Below are 20,171 nucleotides of genomic sequence, written 5' to 3' on the forward strand. Positions count from 1 at the left end.
AAACCCGGCACTGTGCCGGGTTTTTTGTTTTTAAACGTTATAGAAGTTGCGGTACCAGTCGACGAAGTTTTTCACGCCTTCTTTGACTGAGGTTTGTGGTTTAAACCCAATAACGTCATACAGCGCTTTGGTGTCCGCACTGGTCTCCAGCACGTCCCCCGGCTGGATCGGCATCATATTTTTCACCGCTTCTTTCCCCAGCGCCTCTTCAAGCGCGGTGATGTAATCCATTAGTTCGACAGGTGAGCTGTTACCGATGTTATACACGCGATACGGGGCAGAGCTGGTTGCTGGCGAACCGGCTTCGACCGTCCAGTCGGCATCGGCCTGAGGAATAACGTCCTGTAGGCGAATAATCGCCTCCGCAATATCATCGATATAGGTGAAGTCGCGCTTCATCTTGCCGTAGTTGTATACGTCGATGCTGTTGCCTTCAATCATGGCTTTGGTGAATTTGAACAGCGCCATGTCCGGTCGGCCCCACGGGCCGTAGACGGTAAAGAAGCGGAGGCCAGTGGTCGGCAGGTTGTACAGATGCGAATAGGTATGCGACATCAGCTCGTTAGCTTTTTTGGTTGCCGCATACAGGGATACCGGGTGATCCACGGAGTCGTCAGTAGAAAACGGCATTTTACGGTTGAGGCCGTAGACAGAGCTGGATGAAGCATACAGAAGATGCTGAACCTTGTTGTGGCGACAGCCTTCCAGCACGTTCAGGTGACCTACCAGGTTAGAATCTGCGTAGGCATGCGGGTTTTCCAGCGAGTAACGCACGCCCGCCTGGGCGGCAAGATGGATCACGCGGTCAAATTTTTCATTGGCGAAGAGCGCAGCCATGCCCTCGCGGTCCGCTAAGTCCAGCTTGTGGAAAGTGAAACTCTCGGATTTGAGCAGTTCGAGGCGAGCGAGCTTGAGGTTTGGGTCATAGTAATCATTCAGATTATCAAGCCCAACAACTTCATGCCCTGCATCAAGCAGGCGCTTGCTGACATGAGAACCGATAAAGCCCGCGGCGCCCGTTACAAGAAATTTCATAGCTTCCCTCATTCACAGTGTTCTTGTTGATGTCCCAGGACATCAGAATCCGACTATGATAGCGCGTCGCACTTCACTTACATAACCCATCTTTCCGATATAACTCATCGGATTCTTATAGAAAAATCGCCAGCAACAGATACACTATGGAAACAAGATTGTTTTTGCCCTTTTTCATCTGTTAGGGATTGTATGACGCACAACAACGATAACCTGGTCACACGCAACAATGACCCGGAGCAAATTGATTTACTGGATTTAGTGCTACAGCTGTGGCGTGGTAAGTGGGTAATAGGGGCCGTTATTGCTGCTTTTATCGTTCTCGCCGTTGTTTACATCACTGTTGCTAAAGAGAAATGGACATCATCGGCTATCATTGCTCAACCTGATGCTGCTCAAATAGCTACTTATTCCAATGCGTTGAATATTCTCTATGGCGGTGCTGCTCCCTCAATGCTGGACATTCAATCTCGAGCTATCAGTCGTTTCAACTCTTCTTTCTCTGCTTTGGCACAAGCACTTGAGAATCAGGAAGACCCCGAAGAACTGACTATTGAACCTACTGTAAAAGGTCAAGGTTTACCTTTGACCGTAACCTACCAGGGGGAGACAGCTGAAGCGGCACAAAAGCAGCTTGCGCAATATATCCAGCAGATCGATGAACAGACAGCAAAAGAACTGACGCTTGACCTCAATGACAATCTCAAGCAGCAGATCACAACCCTGAACGACTCCCTCCAGAACCAGGAGAAAGTCGCACAGGAGCAAAAAGATCTGCGTATTAAACAGATCACTGAGTCATTTAAGAATGCGGAAGCCGCGAAGATTACTACACCCCAGATTCAGCAAACACAGGATGTGACTCAAGAAACTATGTTCCTGTTGGGGACAGCAGCGCTGAAATCAATGATTGATAACGAAGCGTCACGTCCGCTGGTCTTCTCAGGCGCTTACTACCAAACCAAACAGAACTTACTGGATATCCAGAATCTCAACGTTAACCCAGACACTATTCACGTCTATCGTTACGTCATGAAGCCGAACCTTCCTATCCGACGCGACAGCCCGAAAATTGCTATTACCCTCATCCTTGCCGTTCTCCTCGGCGGGATTATCGGTTCTGCTGTCGTCCTCGGCCGTAACGCGCTGAAAAACTACAAACCAAGAGCCTGATTTACACATAAAAAAAGACCGGGTCTCCCCGGTCTTTTTTTATTTATGTCGTTTTCGCAAATTCTCAATCACCGTCGTTAAATCCAGCTTCTGATCCTGAAGCAGCACCAGCAGGTGATACATCAAATCAGACGCTTCGTTCGTCAGCTCCTCACGGTCATGCACGGTGGCCGCCAGCGCCGTTTCAACGCCTTCCTCACCCACTTTCTGCGCAATACGTTTGGTGCCGCTGGCGTACAGCTTCGCCGTGTATGAGCTCTCAGGATCCGCTGATTTACGTTCTGCCAGCAGCTGTTCCAGCTGATAGAGAAACAGCCACTGGTGGCTCGCCTCACCGAAGCAGCTGCTGGTGCCTTTGTGACAGGTCGGCCCAATCGGGTTGACCAGCACCAGCAGGGTGTCGTTGTCGCAGTCTGGCGTAATGCTGACCACATTCAGGAAGTGACCCGAGGTTTCCCCTTTCGTCCACAGGCGCTGTTTGGTGCGCGAGAAAAACGTCACCTTGCCGCTGTCGAGCGTTTTTGTCAGTGCCTCCTGGTTCATGTATCCCAGCATCAGCACTTCGCCTGAAACGGCATGCTGTACAACCACCGGCAGTAATCCGTCAGTTTTTTCCCAGTCCAGCTGCGCCTGTTGTTGCTCTGTTAACATACCCTGATCTCCACGCCCTGGTCGGCCAGGTACGTTTTTAACTCACCAATATTGATAATCTGTTTATGGAACACGGAGGCGGCCAGCGCGCCGTCCACGTTCGCATCGCGGAAGGCTTCAAGGAAGTGTTCCATGGTGCCTGCGCCGCCGGAGGCAATCAGCGGAACCTGGCAGACCGCGCGCACTTTTTTCAGCTGCTCGAGGTCGTAACCGTTACGAACGCCGTCCTGGTTCATCATGTTCAGCACGATTTCACCTGCACCGCGTTTTTGAACTTCCTGCACCCAGTCCAGCGTCTCCCATTGGGTGACGCGCGTGCGGCTTTCATCGCCGGTGTACTGGTTAACGTGATATTTGCCCGTCGCGGTATCAAACCAGGTGTCGATCCCCACGACAATGCACTGCACGCCAAAGCGGTCCGCCAGACGCGTAATCAGCTCCGGATCTGCAAGCGCAGGGGAGTTAATCGAAATTTTGTCCGCACCGAAAGAGAGAATTTTCGCCGCATCGTCAGCAGATTTAATCCCGCCCGCCACGCAGAAGGGTATATCAATCACCTCTGCCACGCGCGCCACCCAGCTTTTGTCCACCACGCGGCCATCGCTGGAGGCGGTGATATCGTAAAATACCAGTTCGTCTGCGCCTTCTTCGGCATAGCGTTTTGCCAGAGGAACGATGTCGCCAATGATCTCATGGTTGCGGAACTGCACGCCTTTTACAACCTGACCATCACGCACGTCCAGGCAGGGAATTATCCGTTTTGCCAGCATTGAATCGCCTCCTTCACCGTAAATTTGCCTTCCAGCAGCGCGCGACCCACGATCACGCCGCGTACTCCGGTTCCGCGCAGAGCGGCGATATCCGCCAGGTCGCCGATACCGCCAGAGGACTGAAACGCCACCTGCGGATAACGCGCGCATACCTCTTCATACAGCGAGACGTTAGATCCTGCGAGCGTACCATCGCGTGAAATATCCGTGCACAGCACATGCTTCAGCCCTACCGGGAGATACATCCCGACCAGCTCTTCCAGCGTTACGCCGGAGTTTTCCTGCCAGCCGCTGACCGCGACCTGCTTATTACCCTGCTCGTCAATGCGTACATCCAGCGCCAGCACCAGCGCATCCGCACCGAAGCGGCGGAACCAGCCCTTGACCGTCTCAGGATCTTTCACAGCGGTCGAACCGACCACCACGCGCGCCACGCCCGCGTCCAGTAAGGCGGCAACATCGGCTTCCGTACGCACGCCGCCGCCCACCTGCACCGGGACGTCCACGCCAGCCACCAGTGTTTTAAGCAGCGGGATCTGGCGCTTCGCCGGATCTTTCGCGCCGGTCAGATCGACCAGATGCAACACCTCAGCGCCCTCGGCGGCGTAAGCCTGTAACCGCGGCAGCGGGTCGTTGCCGTAGTCGCGCTGCTGCCCGTAATCGCCCTGGTGGAGACGAACAACCGTGCCGTCAATTAAATCTAAAGCGGGAATTATCATCACATCTCCAGGAAATTTTTCAGCAGTTGCGCACCGGCGGCACCGGAGCGTTCCGGGTGAAACTGCACGCCGTAAAAGTTATCTTTCTGCACGGCGGCGGTGAACGCCTCGCCGTAATTGCACTGGGCGATGGTGTAGGTATTCACGGGCATGGCGTAGCTGTGGACGAAATAGAAGTACGCGCCGTCTTCAATACCCTGGAACAGCCTGTTGCCCGCCTTCGGATAAACGCGGTTCCAGCCCATGTGCGGCAGCGGCAGGCCGTGGTCGGTCATTTTCGGCACGTCTTCTTCTATAATGCCCAGCAGATCGACACCGTTGCTCTCTTCGCTGCGGCGGCCAAGCAGCTGCATCCCGAGGCAAATGCCCAGCACCGGTTGAGTACAGGCTTTGATGAGATCAACCAGCTCGCGCTCGTGGATCTGATCCATCGCCGCCTGGGCGGTGCCTACGCCCGGCAGAAAGAGTTTATCCGCACGCAGCACCACGTCCGGGTCGCGGCTCACCAACGGCTCGTAGCCGTGGCGCATAATCGCCGACTGTACGGAGTTCAGATTGGCGCATCCGGTGTCCAGAATCACCACGTTCATTACAGCACTCCTTTCGACGAGGGCAGGGCGTCACCTTCCACGCGGATCGCCTGGCGCAGGGTACGGCCAAAGGCTTTGAACAGGCTCTCGACGCGGTGGTGATCGTTTTTGCCTTTGGTTTTCAGGTGCAGCGTCAGGCCCATAGTGTAAGAAAGCGAGCGGAAGAAGTGTTCCACCATCTCGGTGCTGAGATCGCCCACGCGCTGGTAGGTGAAGTCAGCTTTATATTCCAGGTGCGGACGTCCGGAGATATCCATCGCGCAGCGCGCCAGGCACTCGTCCATCGGCAGAACAAAGCCGAAGCGGTTGATGCCGCGCTTGTCGCCGAGCGCCAGCTTCAGGGCTTCGCCCAGCGCCAGGCCGGTATCTTCCACGGTGTGGTGATCGTCGATATACAGGTCGCCCTTAACCGTGATCTCCATACGGAAGCCGCCGTGCGTGGCGATTTGATCCAGCATGTGGTCAAAGAAACCGACGCCGGTGTGGATCTTGCTGCCGCCTTCGCGGTCGAGCCAGACCTTCACGTCGATCTGCGTCTCTTTGGTGTTGCGTTCAACGTGGGAATAGCGGTCGCGTCTGGTGAGCTGCTCGCCAATCATCGCCCAGTTTAGCGTGTCGCGGTTATAGCGCAGACCCGCAATGCCCATGTTTTCCGCCAGCGTGATATCCGTGACGCGATCCCCGATCACATAGCTGTTGGCTTTATCCAGCGCCTCTTCAGCCAGATAACGTTCAACAAGCTTCAATTTCGGCTTCCGGCAGTCACACTCGTCGGCAGGCATATGCGGGCAGATAAGCACCTCGTCGAAGGCGATGCCCTGCGAGGTCAGCACCTGCATCATCAGGTTGTGCGGGCCGTCAAAGTCCGCCTGCGGGAAGCTGTCGGTGCCCAGACCATCCTGGTTGGTGATCATCACCAGCTTATAGCCTGCTTTCTGAAGCTTCAGCAGCACCGGGATCACATCGGGTTCAAAGGCCAGCTTGTCGAAACGATCGACCTGAAAATCGCTGGGTGGCTCCGAGATGATGGTGCCGTCACGATCGATAAAGAGATACTTCTGACTCATACTTTCTCCGCTTTCAGGGCGTCAATCACGCGCTGGCTCTCTGCACGGGTGCCGACGGTAATACGCAGGCAGCCGCTCAGGGTAGGTTGTTTATTCTGGTCTCGTAAGATAATGCCCTGATCCCACAACGATTTAAATATCGCGCTTGAGGCGGTGAAGCGCACCAGGATGTAGTTGGTTTCCGAGTCGAACACCTCTTCCACGCACGGAATCGTTTTCAGGGCATCGACAAGATACTGACGCTCTTCCAGGATCTGCGCCACACGCTCGCGCATCGCGCTGATGCCCTGCGGGGCCAGCGCCTGTGCCGCAATATCGGCAACCGGCGTCGAGAGCGGATACGGGGCGATGACTTTCAGCAGCAGGTCGATAATCGCTTTATTCGCCAGCGTAAATCCACAGCGAAGGCCGGCGAGGGCGAAGGCTTTGGAAAGGGTACGCAGCACAACGAGATGCGGATACTCTTCAAGCCAGCCTGCCAGTGTCGCCTGTGGGCAGAACTCAATGTAGGCTTCATCAGCGACGACCAGCGCCTTGCCGCGCGTCATCTCCAGCAGGGTGCGGATATCCTGCGGATGAATAATCTGCCCGGTGGGGTTATTCGGGCTACAGACAAACACCACCTTCACGCCGTCGAGGTTATCGGCGATGCCCTGCAAATCCAGCTGCCAGTTGTCCAGCGCCTGCACGTTGCGGCAGGCCACGCCAAAGGTTTCGGCGCTGACGCTGTACATGCCGTAGGTCGGCTGGCAGTACATCACCGCGTCTTTACCCGGCTCGCAGAAGGCGCGGATCAGCAGCTCAATCCCTTCATCCGCCCCACGGCTGACCAGCACCTGCTCAGGCTTTACGCCTGCATACTGCGCATAGTTCTCGATCACCGCTTTCGGCTGACACTCCGGGTAGCGGTTCAGCGTCTGCTGCGACAGCTCAAAGGCCACCGCCGTGGGGTATTCGTTGGCATTCAGCCAGACGTCGCCGTTGCCGCCCAGACGACGCGCAGACTGATAGGGCGTCAGGCGACGGACATTTTCGCGGGCTAATTCTTCGATGTTCATGCTTGCTCCTTCAGGGCGGCAACGCGCAGCGTCACGGCATTTTTGTGGGCAGTCAGGCGCTCGGCGGCGGCCAGGGTTTCAATGGTCGACGCCAGCGAGGCAAATCCCTCGCGGGAGAGTTCCTGCACGGTCATGCGCTTCTGGAAATCCGCCAGCCCCAGGCTGGAGCAGGTTGAGGTATAGCCATACGTGGGCAGCACGTGGTTGGTGCCGGAGGCGTAATCCCCGGCGGATTCCGGTGACCAGTCCCCGAGGAACACTGAGCCTGCGCTTGTTATGCTGTCGACCAGATCGCGCGCGTTACGGGTCTGAATAATCAGGTGCTCAGGACCGTACTGGTTGGAGATGGCGATGCACTGGTCAAGATCGCGAGCCACAATCAGGCGGCTGGCCAATAGCGCCTGACGCGCCGTTTCCGCACGCGGCAGGTCAGCCAGCTGACGCTCAACGGCGTTGCCCACGCGTTTTGCCATGTCGGCATCTGGCGTCAGTAAAATCACCTGCGAGTCAGGGCCGTGCTCGGCCTGCGAGAGCAGGTCAGAGGCCACGAAATCCGGTGTAGCGCCGCTGTCGGCAATCACCAGCACTTCAGACGGACCGGCAGGCATATCAATCGCCGCGCCGTCCAGACGCTGGCTGACCTGACGCTTCGCTTCGGTTACGTACGCATTGCCCGGACCAAAGATTTTGTCGACCTTAGGAATGGATCCCGTCCCGAACGCCAGGGCGGAAATCGCCTGCGCACCGCCCACTTTATAGATCGCCTGCACGCCGCACAGCTTCGCCGCGTACAGGATCTCGTCGGCGATCGGTGGCGGAGAGCAGAGCACAACCTTCTGACAACCGGCAATACGTGCCGGGGTGGCCAGCATCAGGACGGTCGAAAACAGCGGGGCAGAGCCGCCGGGAATATAGAGGCCGACGGACGCCACCGGGCGCGTCACCTGCTGGCAGCGCACGCCGGGCAAGGTTTCCACATCCACCGCCTGCAATTTCTGCGCGGTGTGGAAGGTATCAATATTTTTCACCGCGACGGCCATCGCCTGTTTGATGTCATCACCCAGACGATTGCTGGCATCATTGATTTCCTGCTCGGTAACCTGTAAAGCGCCGACTTCCGTCTTGTCAAACTTCGCGCTGTACTCGCGCAGCGCGTCGTCTCCGCGGGCTTTGACGTTATCGAGGATCTCCGCCACGGTGCGGGTGATGCTCTCCGAAGCGGAAATTGCCGGGCGCATCAGCAGCTCGCGCTGTTGCGCGTCGCTACAGGTATTCCAGTCGATGATTGTGTTAAAGCTCATGGTCGTTACTCCATCATCTTCTCAATTGGCAGCACCAGAATGGAGCTTGCGCCCAGCGCCTTCAGTTTTTCCATGGTTTCCCAGAACAGGGTTTCGCTGCTCACCATGTGCATCGCCACGCGCTGCTGGTCGCCCGCCAGCGGCAGAATGGTTGGACGCTCAGCGCCCGGCAGCAGGGCAATCACTTCCTCCAGACGCTCGGTTGGCGCGTGCATCATGATGTATTTGGATTCACGCGCCTGAATCACGCCCTGAATGCGGGTCAGCAGTTTGTCGATGAGCTGCTGTTTGGCGTCGGCCATCTCGCCGTCGCGCTGGATAAGGCACGCTTTGGAGCGGTAGATCACCTCCACTTCGCGCAGGCCGTTCGCTTCGAGCGTGGCGCCGGTGGAGACGAGGTCACAGATGGCATCGGCCAGGCCCGCACGCGGCGCCACTTCAACAGAGCCATTCAGCAGACAGGATTTAAACTGCACGCCTTTTTGATCGAGGTAACGCTTCAGCAGGTGAGGGTAAGAGGTGGCGATACGTTTGCCGTTCAGCGCGGCCGGGCCGTCCCAGGCTTCATCGACCGGCGTGGCCAGCGACAGGCGGCAGCCGCCAAAGTCCAGACGACGCAGGGTAAAGTAGCGCGGATCTTCGCCCTGCGCGCGGCGGGTTAACAACTCTTCTTCCAGTACGTTTTCGCCGATGATGCCGAGATCAACGACGCCATCCATCACCAGGCCCGGGATATCGTCATCACGTACGCGCAGAATGTCGATCGGCATATTTTCAGCCAGGGCGATCAGGCGCTGGGTGTGCAGGTTGATTTTAATCCCGCAGCGGGCCAGCAGTTCGCGTGAATCGTCGCTTAAACGGCCTGATTTTTGAATAGCTATGCGTAAACGTGAGTTATCTAACATTCTGTGTTCCTCGTTAACCTGTTTTAACCTGTCTGAATGCGGTCCAAAAAAAAGCCCCCGGAAGAAGATCTTCCGGGGGCTTTTTCATGCGTTCATGCACCACTGGAAGATCCAAACGTCTTCCAGCACACATCGCCTGAAAGACTAGTCAGGATGATGGTGATGATGGTGGTTTTTAAAAGGAACGCGTGTCATATAAATTCTCGTTGAATGCTTATGCATTTGATGTCTTTTAACCTAAACCAGTTGTACGCCATAAAGCAAGGGCTTTTTTTGATCATTAATTCATTTCATATTGATGGTATGAATTGTGCGTTCCACCAGGCTGGCGTAGCCTTATAACAGGCATCGTTAAGCGGAGAATGTAATGAAAAAGGTCGCGATTGTCGGGTTAGGATGGTTAGGAATGCCACTGGCGATGTCATTAGCCGCGAAAGGCTGGCAGGTGACAGGGAGTAAGACCACCCGAGATGGGGTTGAAGCGGCACGCATGTGCGGCATTGATGGTGTCGAGCTGCGTCTCGAACCCGAGCTTATCTGCGATACCGACGAGCTGGATGAACTGATGAATGTGGACGCGCTGGTCATTACCTTACCGGCGCGGCGCAGCGGCCCGGGCGAGACGTTTTACTTGCAGGCGGTGCAGGAGATTGTCGACAGCGCCCTGGCGCACCATATCCCGCGCATCATTTTCACCAGCTCCACCTCCGTCTATGGCGATATCGACGGTACGGCGAAAGAAAACACCGAGCGCCGTCCGGTGACCGCCAGCGGCCGGGTGCTGAAAGAGCTGGAAGACTGGCTGCACAATCTGCCTGGCACGCAGGTGGATATTTTACGCCTCGCCGGGCTGGTGGGGCCGGGGCGTCATCCGGGACGCTTCTTTGCCGGTAAATCCGCGCCGGATGGCCAGCACGGCGTTAACCTTGTACACCTTGAAGATGTTATCGGTGCAATAGAGCTGCTTTTACAGGCTCCGAAAGGGGGGCACATCTATAATATATGTGCGCCTTCGCATCCGCCGCGTAGTACCTTTTATCCGCTGATGGCGCGCCAGCTTGGCCTGGCGCCGCCGGTATTCAGTGATGCGCAGGGGGAGCGCAAAGGCAAAATTATTGATGGCAATCGTATTTGCCATGAACTGGGATTTGAATATCAGTATCCCGATCCGCTGGTAATGCCCATGGAATAATTGCGCCGGCGGAGACAATCGCACACCGCAAGGGGGCGAAGATGAAACCGCTGCTGGATGTTCTTGTTATTCTGGATGCGCTGGAAAAAGAGGGGAGCTTTGCCGCCGCCTCGGCGAAGCTCTATAAAACCCCTTCGGCTCTGAGCTACACCGTGCAAAAGCTCGAGAGCGATCTTAATATCCAAATCCTTGACCGCACCGGGCATCGCGCGCGTTTCACCCGTACAGGGCAGATGCTGCTGGAAAAAGGGCGTGACGTGCTGCATACGGTTCGCGAGCTGGAAAAACAGGCCGTTAAGCTTCACCAGGGCTGGGAAAATGAGCTGGTGATTGGGGTTGATGATACATTCCCTTTCTCCCTGCTTACCCCGCTTATTGAGGCGTTCTATCAGCGCCACAGCGTCACGCGGTTGGTTTTTATCAATGGCGTGCTGGGCGGTTCCTGGGAGGCCCTGACGCAGGGCAGGGCGGATATCATCGTTGGCGCGCTGCATGAGCCTCCCCAGTTGAGCGAATTTGGTTTTGCGCGGCTGGGTGTTCTGGAGCAGGTTTTTGCCGTTGCGCCTCATCACCCGCTGGCGAATGAACCGGAGCCGGTTACCCGACGCGTCATTAAAAACTATCGTGCCATTGTGGTTGGAGACAGTTCTCGCCCCGAGTGCGGCATTTCATCGCAGCTGCTGGATGAGCAGGAGGCCATCACCGTTTTTGATTTTAAAACCAAGCTGGAGCTGCAAATAAGCGGCCTGGGGTGCGGTTACCTTCCCCGTTATTTAGCGCAGCGGTTTATTGACAGCGGAGCGCTGGTGGAAAAACAAGTTTTAGCGCAGAGCAGTAACGAATCGGTATGGGTGGGCTGGAATGAACAGACCGCCGGCCTTGCCAGCGCCTGGTGGCGAGACGAAATTTTAGCAAATAGTGCTATCGCGACAGTTTACACTCAGGCAGATGATGGTAAATCAACCAGTTAGAAAAATTATTTTATGGGCAGGTTTCTCAATGTATTGCCTTTTGTATCTTGAATAGGGCAAAATGCCGCCGCTGCAAACAAATAAATAATCGACGATATAAAAGGCGTCGGTTATTTTTTTTTGCATGTACGAAACGAAACTAAAAACCAAGAGGCCGGGCTTCGTACCGGATAGATACTTACTAAAATCCGACAGTTGTTGTCGCTGAGGAAGAAAGAAATGGGGCAATTTTTCGCTTACGTGGCGGTTATCACCGTAAAGGAGAATAACTATGTCGCATAACGCAACTCCAAACACCTCTCGCGTGGAATTACGTAAAACGCTTACGTTGATTCCGGTTGTCATGATGGGCCTTGCCTATATGCAACCGATGACGCTGTTCGATACATTCGGTATCGTTTCAGGCCTCACGGACGGTCATGTGCCGACGGCTTACGGCTTTGCACTGATTGCGATCCTCTTTACCGCGCTCAGCTACGGTAAACTGGTGCGCCGCTATCCGTCTGCCGGTTCCGCCTACACCTATGCCCAGAAATCCATCAGCCCGACGGTGGGCTTTATGGTGGGCTGGTCTTCGCTGCTCGACTATCTGTTCGCGCCGATGATCAACATTCTGCTGGCAAAAATTTATTTTGAAGCGCTGGTGCCATCGATTCCATCCTGGATGTTCGTCGTGGCGCTGGTGGCCTTTATGACGGCCTTCAACCTTCGCAGCATCAAGTCCGTTGCCAACTTTAACTCCGTTATCGTTGTGCTTCAGGTTGTACTGATTGCCGTGATCCTCGGCATGGTGATTTACGGTGTGTTCCACGGTGAAGGCGCGGGCACTCTGGCGAGCAGCAAGCCGTTCTGGTCTGGTGATGCGCATGTGATCCCGATGATTACCGGGGCGACGATTCTGTGCTTCTCCTTTACCGGTTTTGATGGTATCAGCAACCTGTCTGAAGAAACGAAAGATGCAGAGCGCGTAATTCCGCGTGCAATCTTCCTGACGGCGCTGATTGGTGGCCTGATCTTTATTTTCTCGACCTATTTCCTCCAGCTGTACTTCCCGGATATCTCTCGCTTCAAAGATCCGGATGCTTCTCAGCCGGAAATTATGCTCTATGTGGCGGGTAAAGCGTTCCAGGTCGGCGCGCTGATCTTCTCCACCATCACCGTACTGGCGTCCGGTATGGCCGCACATGCAGGCGTTGCGCGTCTGATGTACGTTATGGGCCGCGATGGCGTATTCCCGAAAAGCTTCTTCGGCTACGTGCATCCAACATGGCGTACCCCGGCGATGAACATCATTCTGGTCGGTGCGATCGCGCTTCTGGCGATTAACTTTGACCTGGTGATGGCAACGGCGCTGATTAACTTTGGTGCGCTGGTGGCGTTTACCTTTGTTAACCTGTCGGTGATCTCTCAGTTCTGGATCCGTGAAAAGCGTAACAAGACGCTGAAAGACCACTTCCAGTATCTGTTCCTGCCGATGTGTGGTGCTATGACCGTGGGCGCGCTGTGGGTTAACCTGGAAGAGAGCTCAATGGTGCTTGGCCTGATTTGGGCAGGTATCGGCCTGGTTTACCTGGCCTGTGTGACGAAGAGCTTCCGCAACCCGGTTCCTCAGTACGAAGACGTCGCGTAAGACTGCGTCGGGTGGCGGCTACGTCTTACCCGACCTAAATACCCCGCAGGCCCGCGTAAGCGAAGCGCCATCGGGCAAAAAAAAAGCCGGAGACATCGCCTCCGGCTTTTTTGTACCCGCTATTCAGACAATCTCTTGCGCATACTGGAACAGCGCTTTCAGCAGCGCCTGCTTCTCAGCATTCCCTTCATACTGACCGTAAAGCATCTCCAGCTCCTGGGCGTAGCTATTAAGAAACTCCGGCGTAAACACGTTGCGCCGATGCTGTAACCAGCGTTCCTGCTCTGCTTCATCCAGCGTGCCGGGATAGTTACGCGCGCGATAATTAAATATCAGCTTCTCAATGCGCTTATCTGCGAAGGTGATATCCAGCGCGGGCAGGTTACGCGGGTCGGTTTGCAGCACGATATTCATCGCCGCGCGATCGGCATCGCTGAAGAAGCCGTTATAAAGCTGCGCATCCACATTCTCAGACGGCACGAACTGCTCTGCTTCGGCAAAAATGGCGACGACTTTCTCGCGCACCTGCGGGTTGTCGCGCAGCACTTTCAGGTTATCGAGGCAGTGCTGACGGTTAATCCCCAGCCGGTCGGCGTCTTCCGGGCGTAGCGTGTTGGCCTGCGCCAGCACCGGGCACTTATTAATGTGCACCAGTTTTACCGGTACGGCTGGCAGGTCACCCAGCGCCTCTTTCGGCGTATAGAGCCGTTCACGTAAGGTGTCGCTGTCGAGCTCAAGCAGCGGGGAGATATCTCCGGCGAGATCCACCATGATGACGGCGTTACGGTTGTCCGGATGCCAGGCAAGCGGCGCCACCCAGCTTGTGTTCCCGCGCCACGCGCCGAACATCCCTGAAATATGCACCAGCGGTTTCATCTGCGGCACGTCAATCAGCGTCATCAGCTTTTGCTTGCTGCGATGGCTCAACAGATACTCAAACAGGCGCGGCTGCGCGGTTTTTACAAGTTTCGCCATTGCGATGGTCGCGTAAACGTCTGCCATCGCGTCGTGGGCATTGCTGTGCTCAATGCCGTTGGCCCGCGTCAGGTGCTCGAGCCTGAAGCTCGGCAAGCCGTCGTCATTCTCCGGCCAGTTAATCCCCTCCGGGCGCAGCGCATAGCAGGCGCGCATGATATCCAGCAAATCCCAGCGTGAATTACGGTTCTGCCAGCTCCAGGCGTACGGATCGTAGAAGTTGCGGTAGAAGATATTGCGCGTCACTTCATCGTCAAAACGGATGTTGTTGTAACCCACCACGCAGGTATTGGGCACCGTGAACAGGTCGTGGATGCGACGGGCAAATTCTGCTTCGCTAACGCCTTTATCCCGCGCTTCCTGAGGCGTGATGCCCGTCACCATCACCGCGCCCGGCTGCGGCAGATAGTCATCGGCGGGCTTACAGTAAAACACCTCGGGTTCGCCGATGACGTTAAATTCGTCATCGGTACGGATAGCCGCAAACTGCGCCGGTCGGTCCAGCGCCGGATGGGTGCCAAAGGTTTCGTAATCATGGAACAAAAAAGTCGGGCGCGCGGCAGAGTCAGACACCAGTAATCTCATCCTGTTAAAAGTTGACGTCTCTATGGTAAACGATTGGGGTGAGCAGTCCGAACAAAAAGCACCGTCAGGCAAGAAATTTGCGAGATTTGTTCCGAAAAAATCTGCGTTCTGTCACATTTTTTTGCAATTAAGGCAGGTAACGACATCAGAACTCCCGTAAAAAGGTCATCGATTTTTACTGACCTGAGGATATACCGTTGAAACGCCGTCTGTTTATTGCTGTTTCTTTACTCGCTTCGAGTATTTCATCCGCGCTGGCTGCCGAGCCGCTGGATTTTTCACCTCAGCCGCCTGCCATCCAGGCTGGCTCCTGGGTATTGATGGATTACACCACGGGTCAAATCTTAACGGCGGGCAACGAACATCAGCAGCGCAATCCGGCGAGCCTGACCAAACTGATGACGGGGTACGTTGTCGATCGCGCCATTGATAGCCACCGCATCAGCCCCGATGACATTGTGACGGTCGGACGTGACGCCTGGGCAAAAGGCAATCCGGTCTTTGACGGTTCGTCGCTGATGTTTCTGAAGGAGGGCGATCGGGTTTCCGTGCGCGATCTCAGCCGCGGCCTGATTGTTGATTCCGGCAATGATGCCTGCGTGGCGCTGGCGGATCACGTGGCGGGCGGTCAGCCGCAGTTCGTCAGGATGATGAATGACTATGTTGAAAAACTGAACCTGCGCGATACCCACTTCGAAACCGTACACGGGCTGGATGCACCGGGTCAGCACAGCTCCGCCTACGATCTCGCCGTGCTTTCCCGGGCCATCATTCACGGCGAGCCTGAGTTCTACCACATGTACAGCGAGAAGAGCCTGACCTGGAACGGCATCACCCAGCAGAACCGCAACGGCCTGCTGTGGGATAAGACCATGAACGTGGATGGCCTGAAAACGGGACACACCTCGGGCGCGGGCTTTAACCTGATTGCCTCAGCGGTGGACGGTCAGCGTCGACTGATTGCGGTGGTGATGGGGGCAGACAGCCCGAAAGGACGTGAAGATCAGGCGCGCAAGCTGCTGCACTGGGGACAGCAAAATTTTGATACGGTGCAGATCCTGCATAACGGTAAAAAAGTGGGAACCGAGCGCATCTGGTACGGTGATAAAGAGCAGATCGCGCTGGGCACGGATCAGGACTTCTGGCTGGCATTACCCAAATCGGAAGTGCCGAACATCAAGGCGAAATACGTGATGGATAAAAAAGAGCTGGAAGCGCCGATCGCCGCGCATCAGCGGGTAGGGGAGATCCAGCTGTACGATCGTGACAAGGTGGTCGCGCACTGGCCATTGGTTACGCTGGAAAGCGTTGAAAAGGGTGGGCTTTTCTCCCGTCTTGGCGACTATCTGCATCATAAACTCTGACCTTTTCGGGCAGACTGGCAGTGTTGCGAGTCTGCTCACATAATAAACACTCCTGGATTGCCGATAATCTCGATTCTGCTTAACAGTGTATATATATACAGTAATAAACGGAGGCAGCATGGACTACAGCATCAGGCAGCAACAGAAACGTACGATTGCAGGCTTTCATCTCGTGGGGCCGTGGGAAAAGACGGTCAAGCAGGGATTTGAACAGCTGGTCATGTGGGTAGATGGTCGTCATATTCAGCCGCAGGAGTGGGTGGCCGTTTATTATGACAATCCGGATGACGTGCCGGCAGAAAAGCTCCGCTGCGTTACCGCCGTAACGGTAGTAGACGATTTCACTATTCCTGAAAACAGCGAAGGGGTGATGATGACCGAAATTGCTGCCGGAGAATATGCTATTGCTGCCGCGCGCGTCGAAAATCATGATTTCGCCACGCCGTGGTATCAGTTCTTCAACTCCCTTCTGGAAGACAGCAAATTCCAGATTGCAGCAAAACCCTGCTTCGAACGCTATCTGAACGATGGCAATGCTGACGGCTACTGGGATATTGAGATGTTTGTACCGGTAGAGCACAAAGTGGGATAATCCTGCGAAACGCAGGGTTTTTCAGCCGGGCGCGATCCACCCGGCTGAAAACACAGTACAATTGTGGTTTGCCGTAGAGCTGGAGACGGGTGTGCGCCCCGACAAGTCATTAACCCCTTTTGAAATTCGGTTATACAAACATTATCGCGTGGTGCACGGTTGCCGCATTGCGCTGGCGTTTGTGTTGACCTTCGTACTGGTTCGTTTGCTGGATATCCCGGAAGGGACGTGGCCGCTGATCACGCTGGTGGTGGTGATGGGGCCGATCTCATTCTGGGGGAACGTGGTCCCGCGCGCTTTCGAACGTATAGGCGGTACCGTTTTAGGCTCAGCGCTTGGGCTTATCGCCCTGAAGCTGGAGCTGATTTCATTTCCGTTCATGTTGCTGTGGTGCGCGGTGGCGATGTTTCTTTGCGGATGGCTGGCCCTCGGCAAGAAACCGTATCAGGCGCTGCTGATTGGCATTACGCTCGCGGTTGTGGTCGGCGCACCTGCGGGCGATATGACCACCGCATTGTGGCGAAGCGGGGACGTGATCCTCGGCTCGTTGCTCGCCATGCTGTTTACCGGCATCTGGCCGCAGCGCGCCTTCCTGCACTGGCGCATTCAGATGGCAAACTACGTCACGGCATTTAACCGGGTCTACCAGGCCGGGTTTTCGCCGAATCTGATTGAGCGTCCGCGGCTGGAAAAGCATCTGCAAAAAATCCTCAATGATGTGGTCAAAATGCGCGGGTTAATTACGCCAGCAAGCAAAGAAACCCATATCCAGAAAGCCATCTTTGAAGCTATTCAGACGGTCAGCCGTAATCTGGTCTGTATGCTTGAACTGCAAATCAATGCCCACTGGGCCTCACGCCCCAGCCATCTTCTGATGCTCAACGCGCATACGCTGAAAGAGACGCAGCAGATGACGCAACAAACCCTGCTGACCATCGCTCATGCGCTCTATGAAGGTAACCCGCAGCCAATACGGGCGAACAGCGAGCGGCTGAACGAAATCGTCGCCGAGCTCAAACAGCTGATGAATGAGCGCCAGGGCGACAATGTGGCGGAAACGCCCATCCATGGTTATGTCTGGCTGAGTATGGAGCTGGCGCGGCAGCTGGAGTTGTTATCGCAGCTGATTTGCCGGGCTCTGCGCAAATAAAAAGCGTATGTGATGCCTGCTGCTTCGATTCAGCAACAATTAGGGTTATGATGGTTTTAAACGATATACTCATTGTCATTCGCAGCCGCTGTCTGTTAAAACGGTTGCTTTAACGAATCCGAATCTCACATTATCAGGGGTGTAAAAATGGAAACTACCAAGCCTTCGTTCCAGGATGTTCTGGAGTTCGTCCGCCTGTTCCGCCGCAAAAACAAGCTACAGCGCGAAATCCAGGACGTAGAGAAGAAGATCCGTGACAACCAGAAACGTGTCCTGCTGCTGGACAACCTGAGCGACTACATCAAGCCAGGTATGAGCGTTGAAGCTATTCAGGGCATCATCGCCAGCATGAAGAGCGATTATGAAGATCGCGTTGATGACTACATCATCAAAAACGCTGAGCTGTCCAAAGAGCGTCGCGACATCTCCAAGAAGCTGAAAGTGATGGGCGAAATCAAAAACGTCGACGCGAAAGGCGAGTAATCGCACACTCTGTTGCCCGGTGGCGCTGCGCTTACCGGGCCTACAGGACTGTTATCACGTAGGTCGGGTAAGGCGAAGCCGCCACCCGACAATTTTACCGAACGCAAAAAAGCAAAAAGCCTGCTCTAAAAGCAGGCTTTTTAAATTTGGCTCCTCTGACTGGACTCGAACCAGTGACATACGGATTAACAGTCCGCCGTTCTACCGACTGAACTACAGAGGAATCGTTGTGGAGGCTTATCTTAGCGGCGAAAAAACTTTTGTCAAACCTGATCTCAGGCAAAAGCGTTTGTTTGATGATTCTGTCGTCATTTTGTTGTAAATCCAAACATAATTTTATGGAAAATACTTTGCAGGATACGCATTTCTGCCCCATCATTTGAAATGGAGTTTCAACTTTCTCGCTAAGGTCCATTTTGAACGTCACCGCACCCCTACGCCAGGCGATTATGCGCACGCCCTGGTATGCAAAACGTAAAAGTTATCGAGTTCTCTTCTGGCGTGAAATCACCCCCCTTGCTGTGCCTATTTTCCTGGAGAATACCTGCGTCCTGTTGATGGGCGTGCTGAGCACATTCCTGGTGAGCTGGCTCGGTAAAGAAGCTATGGCCGGGGTAGGGCTGGCGGATAGTTTCAATATGGTGGTGATGTCCTTCTTTGCCGCTATCGATCTCGGTACGACGGTGGTGGTGGCGTTTAGCCTGGGTAAGCTCGATCCGAAGCGTGCCCGCGAAGCGGCCAGACAGTCGCTGATGATCATGACCCTCTTTTCGATCATCCTTGCGGCGGTTATCCATTATTACGGCAAAGAAATTATCGACTTTGTCGCGGGAGAAGCGACCAGTGAGGTGAAGGATCTGGCTCTCACCTACCTGGAAATGACGGTGCTGAGTTATCCGGCGGCTGCCATCGCGCTGATTGGTAGCGGTGCGCTTCGTGGAGCAGGGAATACCAAAATCCCGCTGCTGATCAACGGCGGCATGAACATCCTGAACATCATTATCAGCAGCGTTTTGATTTATGGCGTCTTTTCCTGGGAGGGGCTGGGCTTTGTCGGCGCGGGTTTAGGACTGACCATTTCCCGCTATATTGGTGCGGCGGCGATAATCGGCGTACTGATGGCGGGAATTACGCCATCGCTGCGCCTGACGCTGAAAAGTTATTTCCGTCCGCATAACTTCGCCATTATCTGGGAAGTGATGGGGATCGGGATTCCGGCCAGCATCGAATCCGTGTTGTTTAACGGCGGGAAACTGCTGACGCAGATGTTTGTTGCCGGGATGGGAACAGACGTCATCGCCGGCAACTTTATTGCCTTCTCCATTGCCTCACTCATTAACCTGCCGGGAAACGCGCTGGGGTCGGCGTCGACGATCATCACCGGCAGACGTCTCGGAAAGGGGCAGATAGGGCAGGCGGAACGGCAGCTTCGGCATGTCTTCTGGCTTTCAACCATTGGACTGACGGCGATTGCGTGGGGAACTGCGCCTTTTGCCGGGCTGATGGCCTCGTTCTATACGCATGAAAATGACGTGAAAGAGGTCGTGAAGGTGCTCATTTGGCTCAACGCGGCGTTTATGCCAATCTGGGCCGCGTCCTGGGTACTTCCTGCCGGGCTGAAAGGGGCGCGCGATGCCCGGTTTGCGATGTGGGTCTCCATGCTCGGCATGTGGGGCTGTCGCGTCGTGGCGGGCTACACGCTGGGGGTAATGTTAGGTATGGGCGTTGTCGGCGTCTGGCTGGGGATGTTCCTTGACTGGGCCGTGCGCGGCGCGCTGTTCTACTGGCGCATGGTGAGCGGGCGCTGGCTGTGGAAATATCCGCGAAAAAAACCGGAGCAGGAGGTTTCGGAAACGGCAAGTGCCTGACAAATGTGCGAAGTGGAGAATAAATCGGCAAACGATTGAAAATCTGCATTCACCCTTTGACATCCTCAGGGCGCATCGATAATATGCGCCCC

At 55.2% G+C, this 20,171-nt stretch carries 21 protein-coding genes, 1 tRNA gene and 1 other annotated feature; of the genes, 10 read left to right on the plus strand and 12 right to left on the minus strand.

The genetic code is table 11. The annotated features are described in order from the left end of the window. Nucleotides 1–30 precede the first annotated feature (30 nt). Nucleotides 31–1,035 (minus strand): NAD-dependent epimerase, encoded by a 1,005-nt coding sequence (locus SK53_RS02130; protein ID WP_048208398.1) that lies wholly within the window; start codon nucleotides 1,033–1,035, stop codon nucleotides 31–33. Between the two features lie 192 nt (nucleotides 1,036–1,227). Here SK53_RS02130 and wzzB point away from each other — a divergent pair, with 192 nt between their 5' ends. Beyond that, nucleotides 1,228–2,208: an LPS O-antigen chain length determinant protein WzzB gene (gene wzzB / locus SK53_RS02135; RefSeq protein WP_048208399.1), complete on the plus strand. Its 981-nt coding sequence runs from the start codon at nucleotides 1,228–1,230 to the stop codon at nucleotides 2,206–2,208. A gap of 39 nt (nucleotides 2,209–2,247) precedes the next feature. Here the strand turns inward: wzzB and hisIE are convergent, their stop codons facing one another. The 9 genes from hisIE to hisL all read right to left on the minus strand — a co-directional run bounded on the left by hisIE (nucleotide 2,248) and on the right by hisL (nucleotide 9,464). Beyond that, complete coding sequence (hisIE, locus tag SK53_RS02140) at nucleotides 2,248–2,859, minus strand: bifunctional phosphoribosyl-AMP cyclohydrolase/phosphoribosyl-ATP diphosphatase HisIE (RefSeq protein ID WP_048208401.1); 612 nt, start codon at nucleotides 2,857–2,859, stop codon at nucleotides 2,248–2,250. Further along, complete coding sequence (gene hisF / locus SK53_RS02145; RefSeq protein ID WP_003859481.1) at nucleotides 2,853–3,629, minus strand: imidazole glycerol phosphate synthase subunit HisF; 777 nt, start codon at nucleotides 3,627–3,629, stop codon at nucleotides 2,853–2,855. The genes hisIE and hisF overlap by 7 nt, the downstream gene beginning before the upstream one ends. Then, the gene (hisA, locus tag SK53_RS02150) at nucleotides 3,611–4,348 is read right to left on the minus strand and encodes a 1-(5-phosphoribosyl)-5-[(5-phosphoribosylamino)methylideneamino]imidazole-4-carboxamide isomerase (RefSeq protein ID WP_045330397.1); all 738 of its coding nucleotides are present in this window, start codon (nucleotides 4,346–4,348) and stop codon (nucleotides 3,611–3,613) included. Before hisA ends, hisF begins: the two co-directional genes overlap by 19 nt. Next, the gene (hisH, locus tag SK53_RS02155; protein ID WP_032609636.1) at nucleotides 4,348–4,938 is read right to left on the minus strand and encodes an imidazole glycerol phosphate synthase subunit HisH; all 591 of its coding nucleotides are present in this window, start codon (nucleotides 4,936–4,938) and stop codon (nucleotides 4,348–4,350) included. The genes hisA and hisH overlap by 1 nt, the downstream gene beginning before the upstream one ends. Next, nucleotides 4,938–6,005 (minus strand): bifunctional histidinol-phosphatase/imidazoleglycerol-phosphate dehydratase HisB, encoded by a 1,068-nt coding sequence (gene hisB / locus SK53_RS02160; RefSeq protein ID WP_003859487.1) that lies wholly within the window; start codon nucleotides 6,003–6,005, stop codon nucleotides 4,938–4,940. Before hisB ends, hisH begins: the two co-directional genes overlap by 1 nt. Next, nucleotides 6,002–7,063 (minus strand): histidinol-phosphate transaminase, encoded by a 1,062-nt coding sequence (gene hisC / locus SK53_RS02165; protein WP_048208404.1) that lies wholly within the window; start codon nucleotides 7,061–7,063, stop codon nucleotides 6,002–6,004. The genes hisB and hisC overlap by 4 nt, the downstream gene beginning before the upstream one ends. Continuing rightward, entirely contained in the window at nucleotides 7,060–8,364 is a 1,305-nt protein-coding gene (hisD, locus tag SK53_RS02170; protein WP_048208406.1) for a histidinol dehydrogenase, read from the minus strand. The genes hisC and hisD overlap by 4 nt, the downstream gene beginning before the upstream one ends. A gap of 5 nt (nucleotides 8,365–8,369) precedes the next feature. Then, nucleotides 8,370–9,269 (minus strand): ATP phosphoribosyltransferase, encoded by a 900-nt coding sequence (gene hisG, locus SK53_RS02175; RefSeq protein ID WP_003859492.1) that lies wholly within the window; start codon nucleotides 9,267–9,269, stop codon nucleotides 8,370–8,372. A 45-nt stretch (nucleotides 9,270–9,314) separates the two neighbouring features. Next, nucleotides 9,315–9,438: a sequence feature (His leader region), on the minus strand. Then, nucleotides 9,414–9,464, minus strand: a complete 51-nt coding sequence (hisL, locus tag SK53_RS23465; RefSeq protein WP_099516347.1) for a his operon leader peptide — start codon at nucleotides 9,462–9,464, stop codon at nucleotides 9,414–9,416. Its footprint overlaps the feature before it by 25 nt. Before the next feature lie 172 nt (nucleotides 9,465–9,636). Between hisL and SK53_RS02180 the strand changes: the two genes are divergently transcribed. The 4 genes from SK53_RS02180 (at nucleotide 9,637) to plaP (ending at nucleotide 13,062) form a co-directional block, all read left to right on the plus strand. Continuing rightward, on the plus strand, nucleotides 9,637–10,461 hold the full coding sequence (locus SK53_RS02180) for an SDR family oxidoreductase (protein WP_023314447.1): 825 nt from the start codon (nucleotides 9,637–9,639) through the stop codon (nucleotides 10,459–10,461). Nucleotides 10,462–10,502: 41 nt separating this feature from the next. Next, nucleotides 10,503–11,432: a LysR substrate-binding domain-containing protein gene (locus SK53_RS02185; protein ID WP_023314446.1), complete on the plus strand. Its 930-nt coding sequence runs from the start codon at nucleotides 10,503–10,505 to the stop codon at nucleotides 11,430–11,432. A gap of 219 nt (nucleotides 11,433–11,651) precedes the next feature. Further along, entirely contained in the window at nucleotides 11,652–11,714 is a 63-nt protein-coding gene (gene yoeI / locus SK53_RS23470; protein ID WP_099458931.1) for a membrane protein YoeI, read from the plus strand. Next, nucleotides 11,704–13,062, plus strand: coding sequence for a putrescine/proton symporter PlaP (plaP, locus tag SK53_RS02190; RefSeq protein ID WP_003859499.1), 1,359 nt, complete (start codon nucleotides 11,704–11,706; stop codon nucleotides 13,060–13,062). Before yoeI ends, plaP begins: the two co-directional genes overlap by 11 nt. Before the next feature lie 123 nt (nucleotides 13,063–13,185). Here plaP and sbcB read toward each other — a convergent pair whose 3' ends face one another. Then, complete coding sequence (sbcB, locus tag SK53_RS02195) at nucleotides 13,186–14,622, minus strand: exodeoxyribonuclease I (protein WP_023314445.1); 1,437 nt, start codon at nucleotides 14,620–14,622, stop codon at nucleotides 13,186–13,188. 191 nt (nucleotides 14,623–14,813) lie between these two features. Between sbcB and dacD the strand changes: the two genes are divergently transcribed. The 4 genes from dacD to SK53_RS02215 all read left to right on the plus strand — a co-directional run bounded on the left by dacD (nucleotide 14,814) and on the right by SK53_RS02215 (nucleotide 18,211). After that, nucleotides 14,814–15,986, plus strand: a complete 1,173-nt coding sequence (gene dacD, locus SK53_RS02200; protein WP_047740833.1) for a serine-type D-Ala-D-Ala carboxypeptidase DacD — start codon at nucleotides 14,814–14,816, stop codon at nucleotides 15,984–15,986. Between the two features lie 118 nt (nucleotides 15,987–16,104). Beyond that, a complete protein-coding gene (gene sbmC / locus SK53_RS02205) occupies nucleotides 16,105–16,578 on the plus strand; it encodes a DNA gyrase inhibitor SbmC (protein ID WP_023314443.1) in 474 nt (157 codons plus the stop codon). Between the two features lie 91 nt (nucleotides 16,579–16,669). After that, on the plus strand, nucleotides 16,670–17,728 hold the full coding sequence (locus SK53_RS02210) for an FUSC family protein (protein WP_003859506.1): 1,059 nt from the start codon (nucleotides 16,670–16,672) through the stop codon (nucleotides 17,726–17,728). 147 nt (nucleotides 17,729–17,875) lie between these two features. Continuing rightward, nucleotides 17,876–18,211 (plus strand): DUF496 family protein, encoded by a 336-nt coding sequence (locus tag SK53_RS02215; protein WP_000450410.1) that lies wholly within the window; start codon nucleotides 17,876–17,878, stop codon nucleotides 18,209–18,211. Nucleotides 18,212–18,358: 147 nt separating this feature from the next. On the opposite strand, the gene SK53_RS02220 is transcribed toward SK53_RS02215, so the two are convergent. Next, nucleotides 18,359–18,434: transfer RNA gene (locus SK53_RS02220), tRNA-Asn, on the minus strand. 226 nt (nucleotides 18,435–18,660) lie between these two features. Between SK53_RS02220 and emmdR the strand changes: the two genes are divergently transcribed. Further along, a complete protein-coding gene (gene emmdR / locus SK53_RS02225; protein WP_048208407.1) occupies nucleotides 18,661–20,079 on the plus strand; it encodes a multidrug efflux MATE transporter EmmdR in 1,419 nt (472 codons plus the stop codon). The last annotated feature ends 92 nt before the right edge of the window (nucleotides 20,080–20,171 follow it).

This window comes from Enterobacter sp. MGH119, from assembly GCF_001037675.1.
Classification (GTDB): domain Bacteria; phylum Pseudomonadota; class Gammaproteobacteria; order Enterobacterales; family Enterobacteriaceae; genus Enterobacter; species Enterobacter hormaechei_C.

Bases quoted from the DNA above. Each gene is read 5' to 3' on its own strand.
- hisH (WP_032609636.1), bottom strand. From the start codon at position 4,938: ATGAACGTGGTGATTCTGGACACCGGATGCGCCAATCTGAACTCCGTA.
- hisB (WP_003859487.1), bottom strand. From the start codon at position 6,005: ATGAGTCAGAAGTATCTCTTTATCGATCGTGACGGCACCATCATCTCG.
- plaP (WP_003859499.1), top strand. From the start codon at position 11,704: ATGTCGCATAACGCAACTCCAAACACCTCTCGCGTGGAATTACGTAAA.
- hisG (WP_003859492.1), bottom strand. From the start codon at position 9,269: ATGTTAGATAACTCACGTTTACGCATAGCTATTCAAAAATCAGGCCGT.
- wzzB (WP_048208399.1), top strand. From the start codon at position 1,228: ATGACGCACAACAACGATAACCTGGTCACACGCAACAATGACCCGGAG.
- hisD (WP_048208406.1), bottom strand. From the start codon at position 8,364: ATGAGCTTTAACACAATCATCGACTGGAATACCTGTAGCGACGCGCAA.
- SK53_RS02215 (WP_000450410.1), top strand. From the start codon at position 17,876: ATGGAAACTACCAAGCCTTCGTTCCAGGATGTTCTGGAGTTCGTCCGC.
- hisF (WP_003859481.1), bottom strand. From the start codon at position 3,629: ATGCTGGCAAAACGGATAATTCCCTGCCTGGACGTGCGTGATGGTCAG.
- SK53_RS02180 (WP_023314447.1), top strand. From the start codon at position 9,637: ATGAAAAAGGTCGCGATTGTCGGGTTAGGATGGTTAGGAATGCCACTG.
- sbmC (WP_023314443.1), top strand. From the start codon at position 16,105: ATGGACTACAGCATCAGGCAGCAACAGAAACGTACGATTGCAGGCTTT.
- hisC (WP_048208404.1), bottom strand. From the start codon at position 7,063: ATGAACATCGAAGAATTAGCCCGCGAAAATGTCCGTCGCCTGACGCCC.
- hisIE (WP_048208401.1), bottom strand. From the start codon at position 2,859: ATGTTAACAGAGCAACAACAGGCGCAGCTGGACTGGGAAAAAACTGAC.
- SK53_RS02185 (WP_023314446.1), top strand. From the start codon at position 10,503: ATGAAACCGCTGCTGGATGTTCTTGTTATTCTGGATGCGCTGGAAAAA.
- emmdR (WP_048208407.1), top strand. From the start codon at position 18,661: ATGCGCACGCCCTGGTATGCAAAACGTAAAAGTTATCGAGTTCTCTTC.
- sbcB (WP_023314445.1), bottom strand. From the start codon at position 14,622: ATGAGATTACTGGTGTCTGACTCTGCCGCGCGCCCGACTTTTTTGTTC.
- hisA (WP_045330397.1), bottom strand. From the start codon at position 4,348: ATGATAATTCCCGCTTTAGATTTAATTGACGGCACGGTTGTTCGTCTC.
- SK53_RS02130 (WP_048208398.1), bottom strand. From the start codon at position 1,035: ATGAAATTTCTTGTAACGGGCGCCGCGGGCTTTATCGGTTCTCATGTC.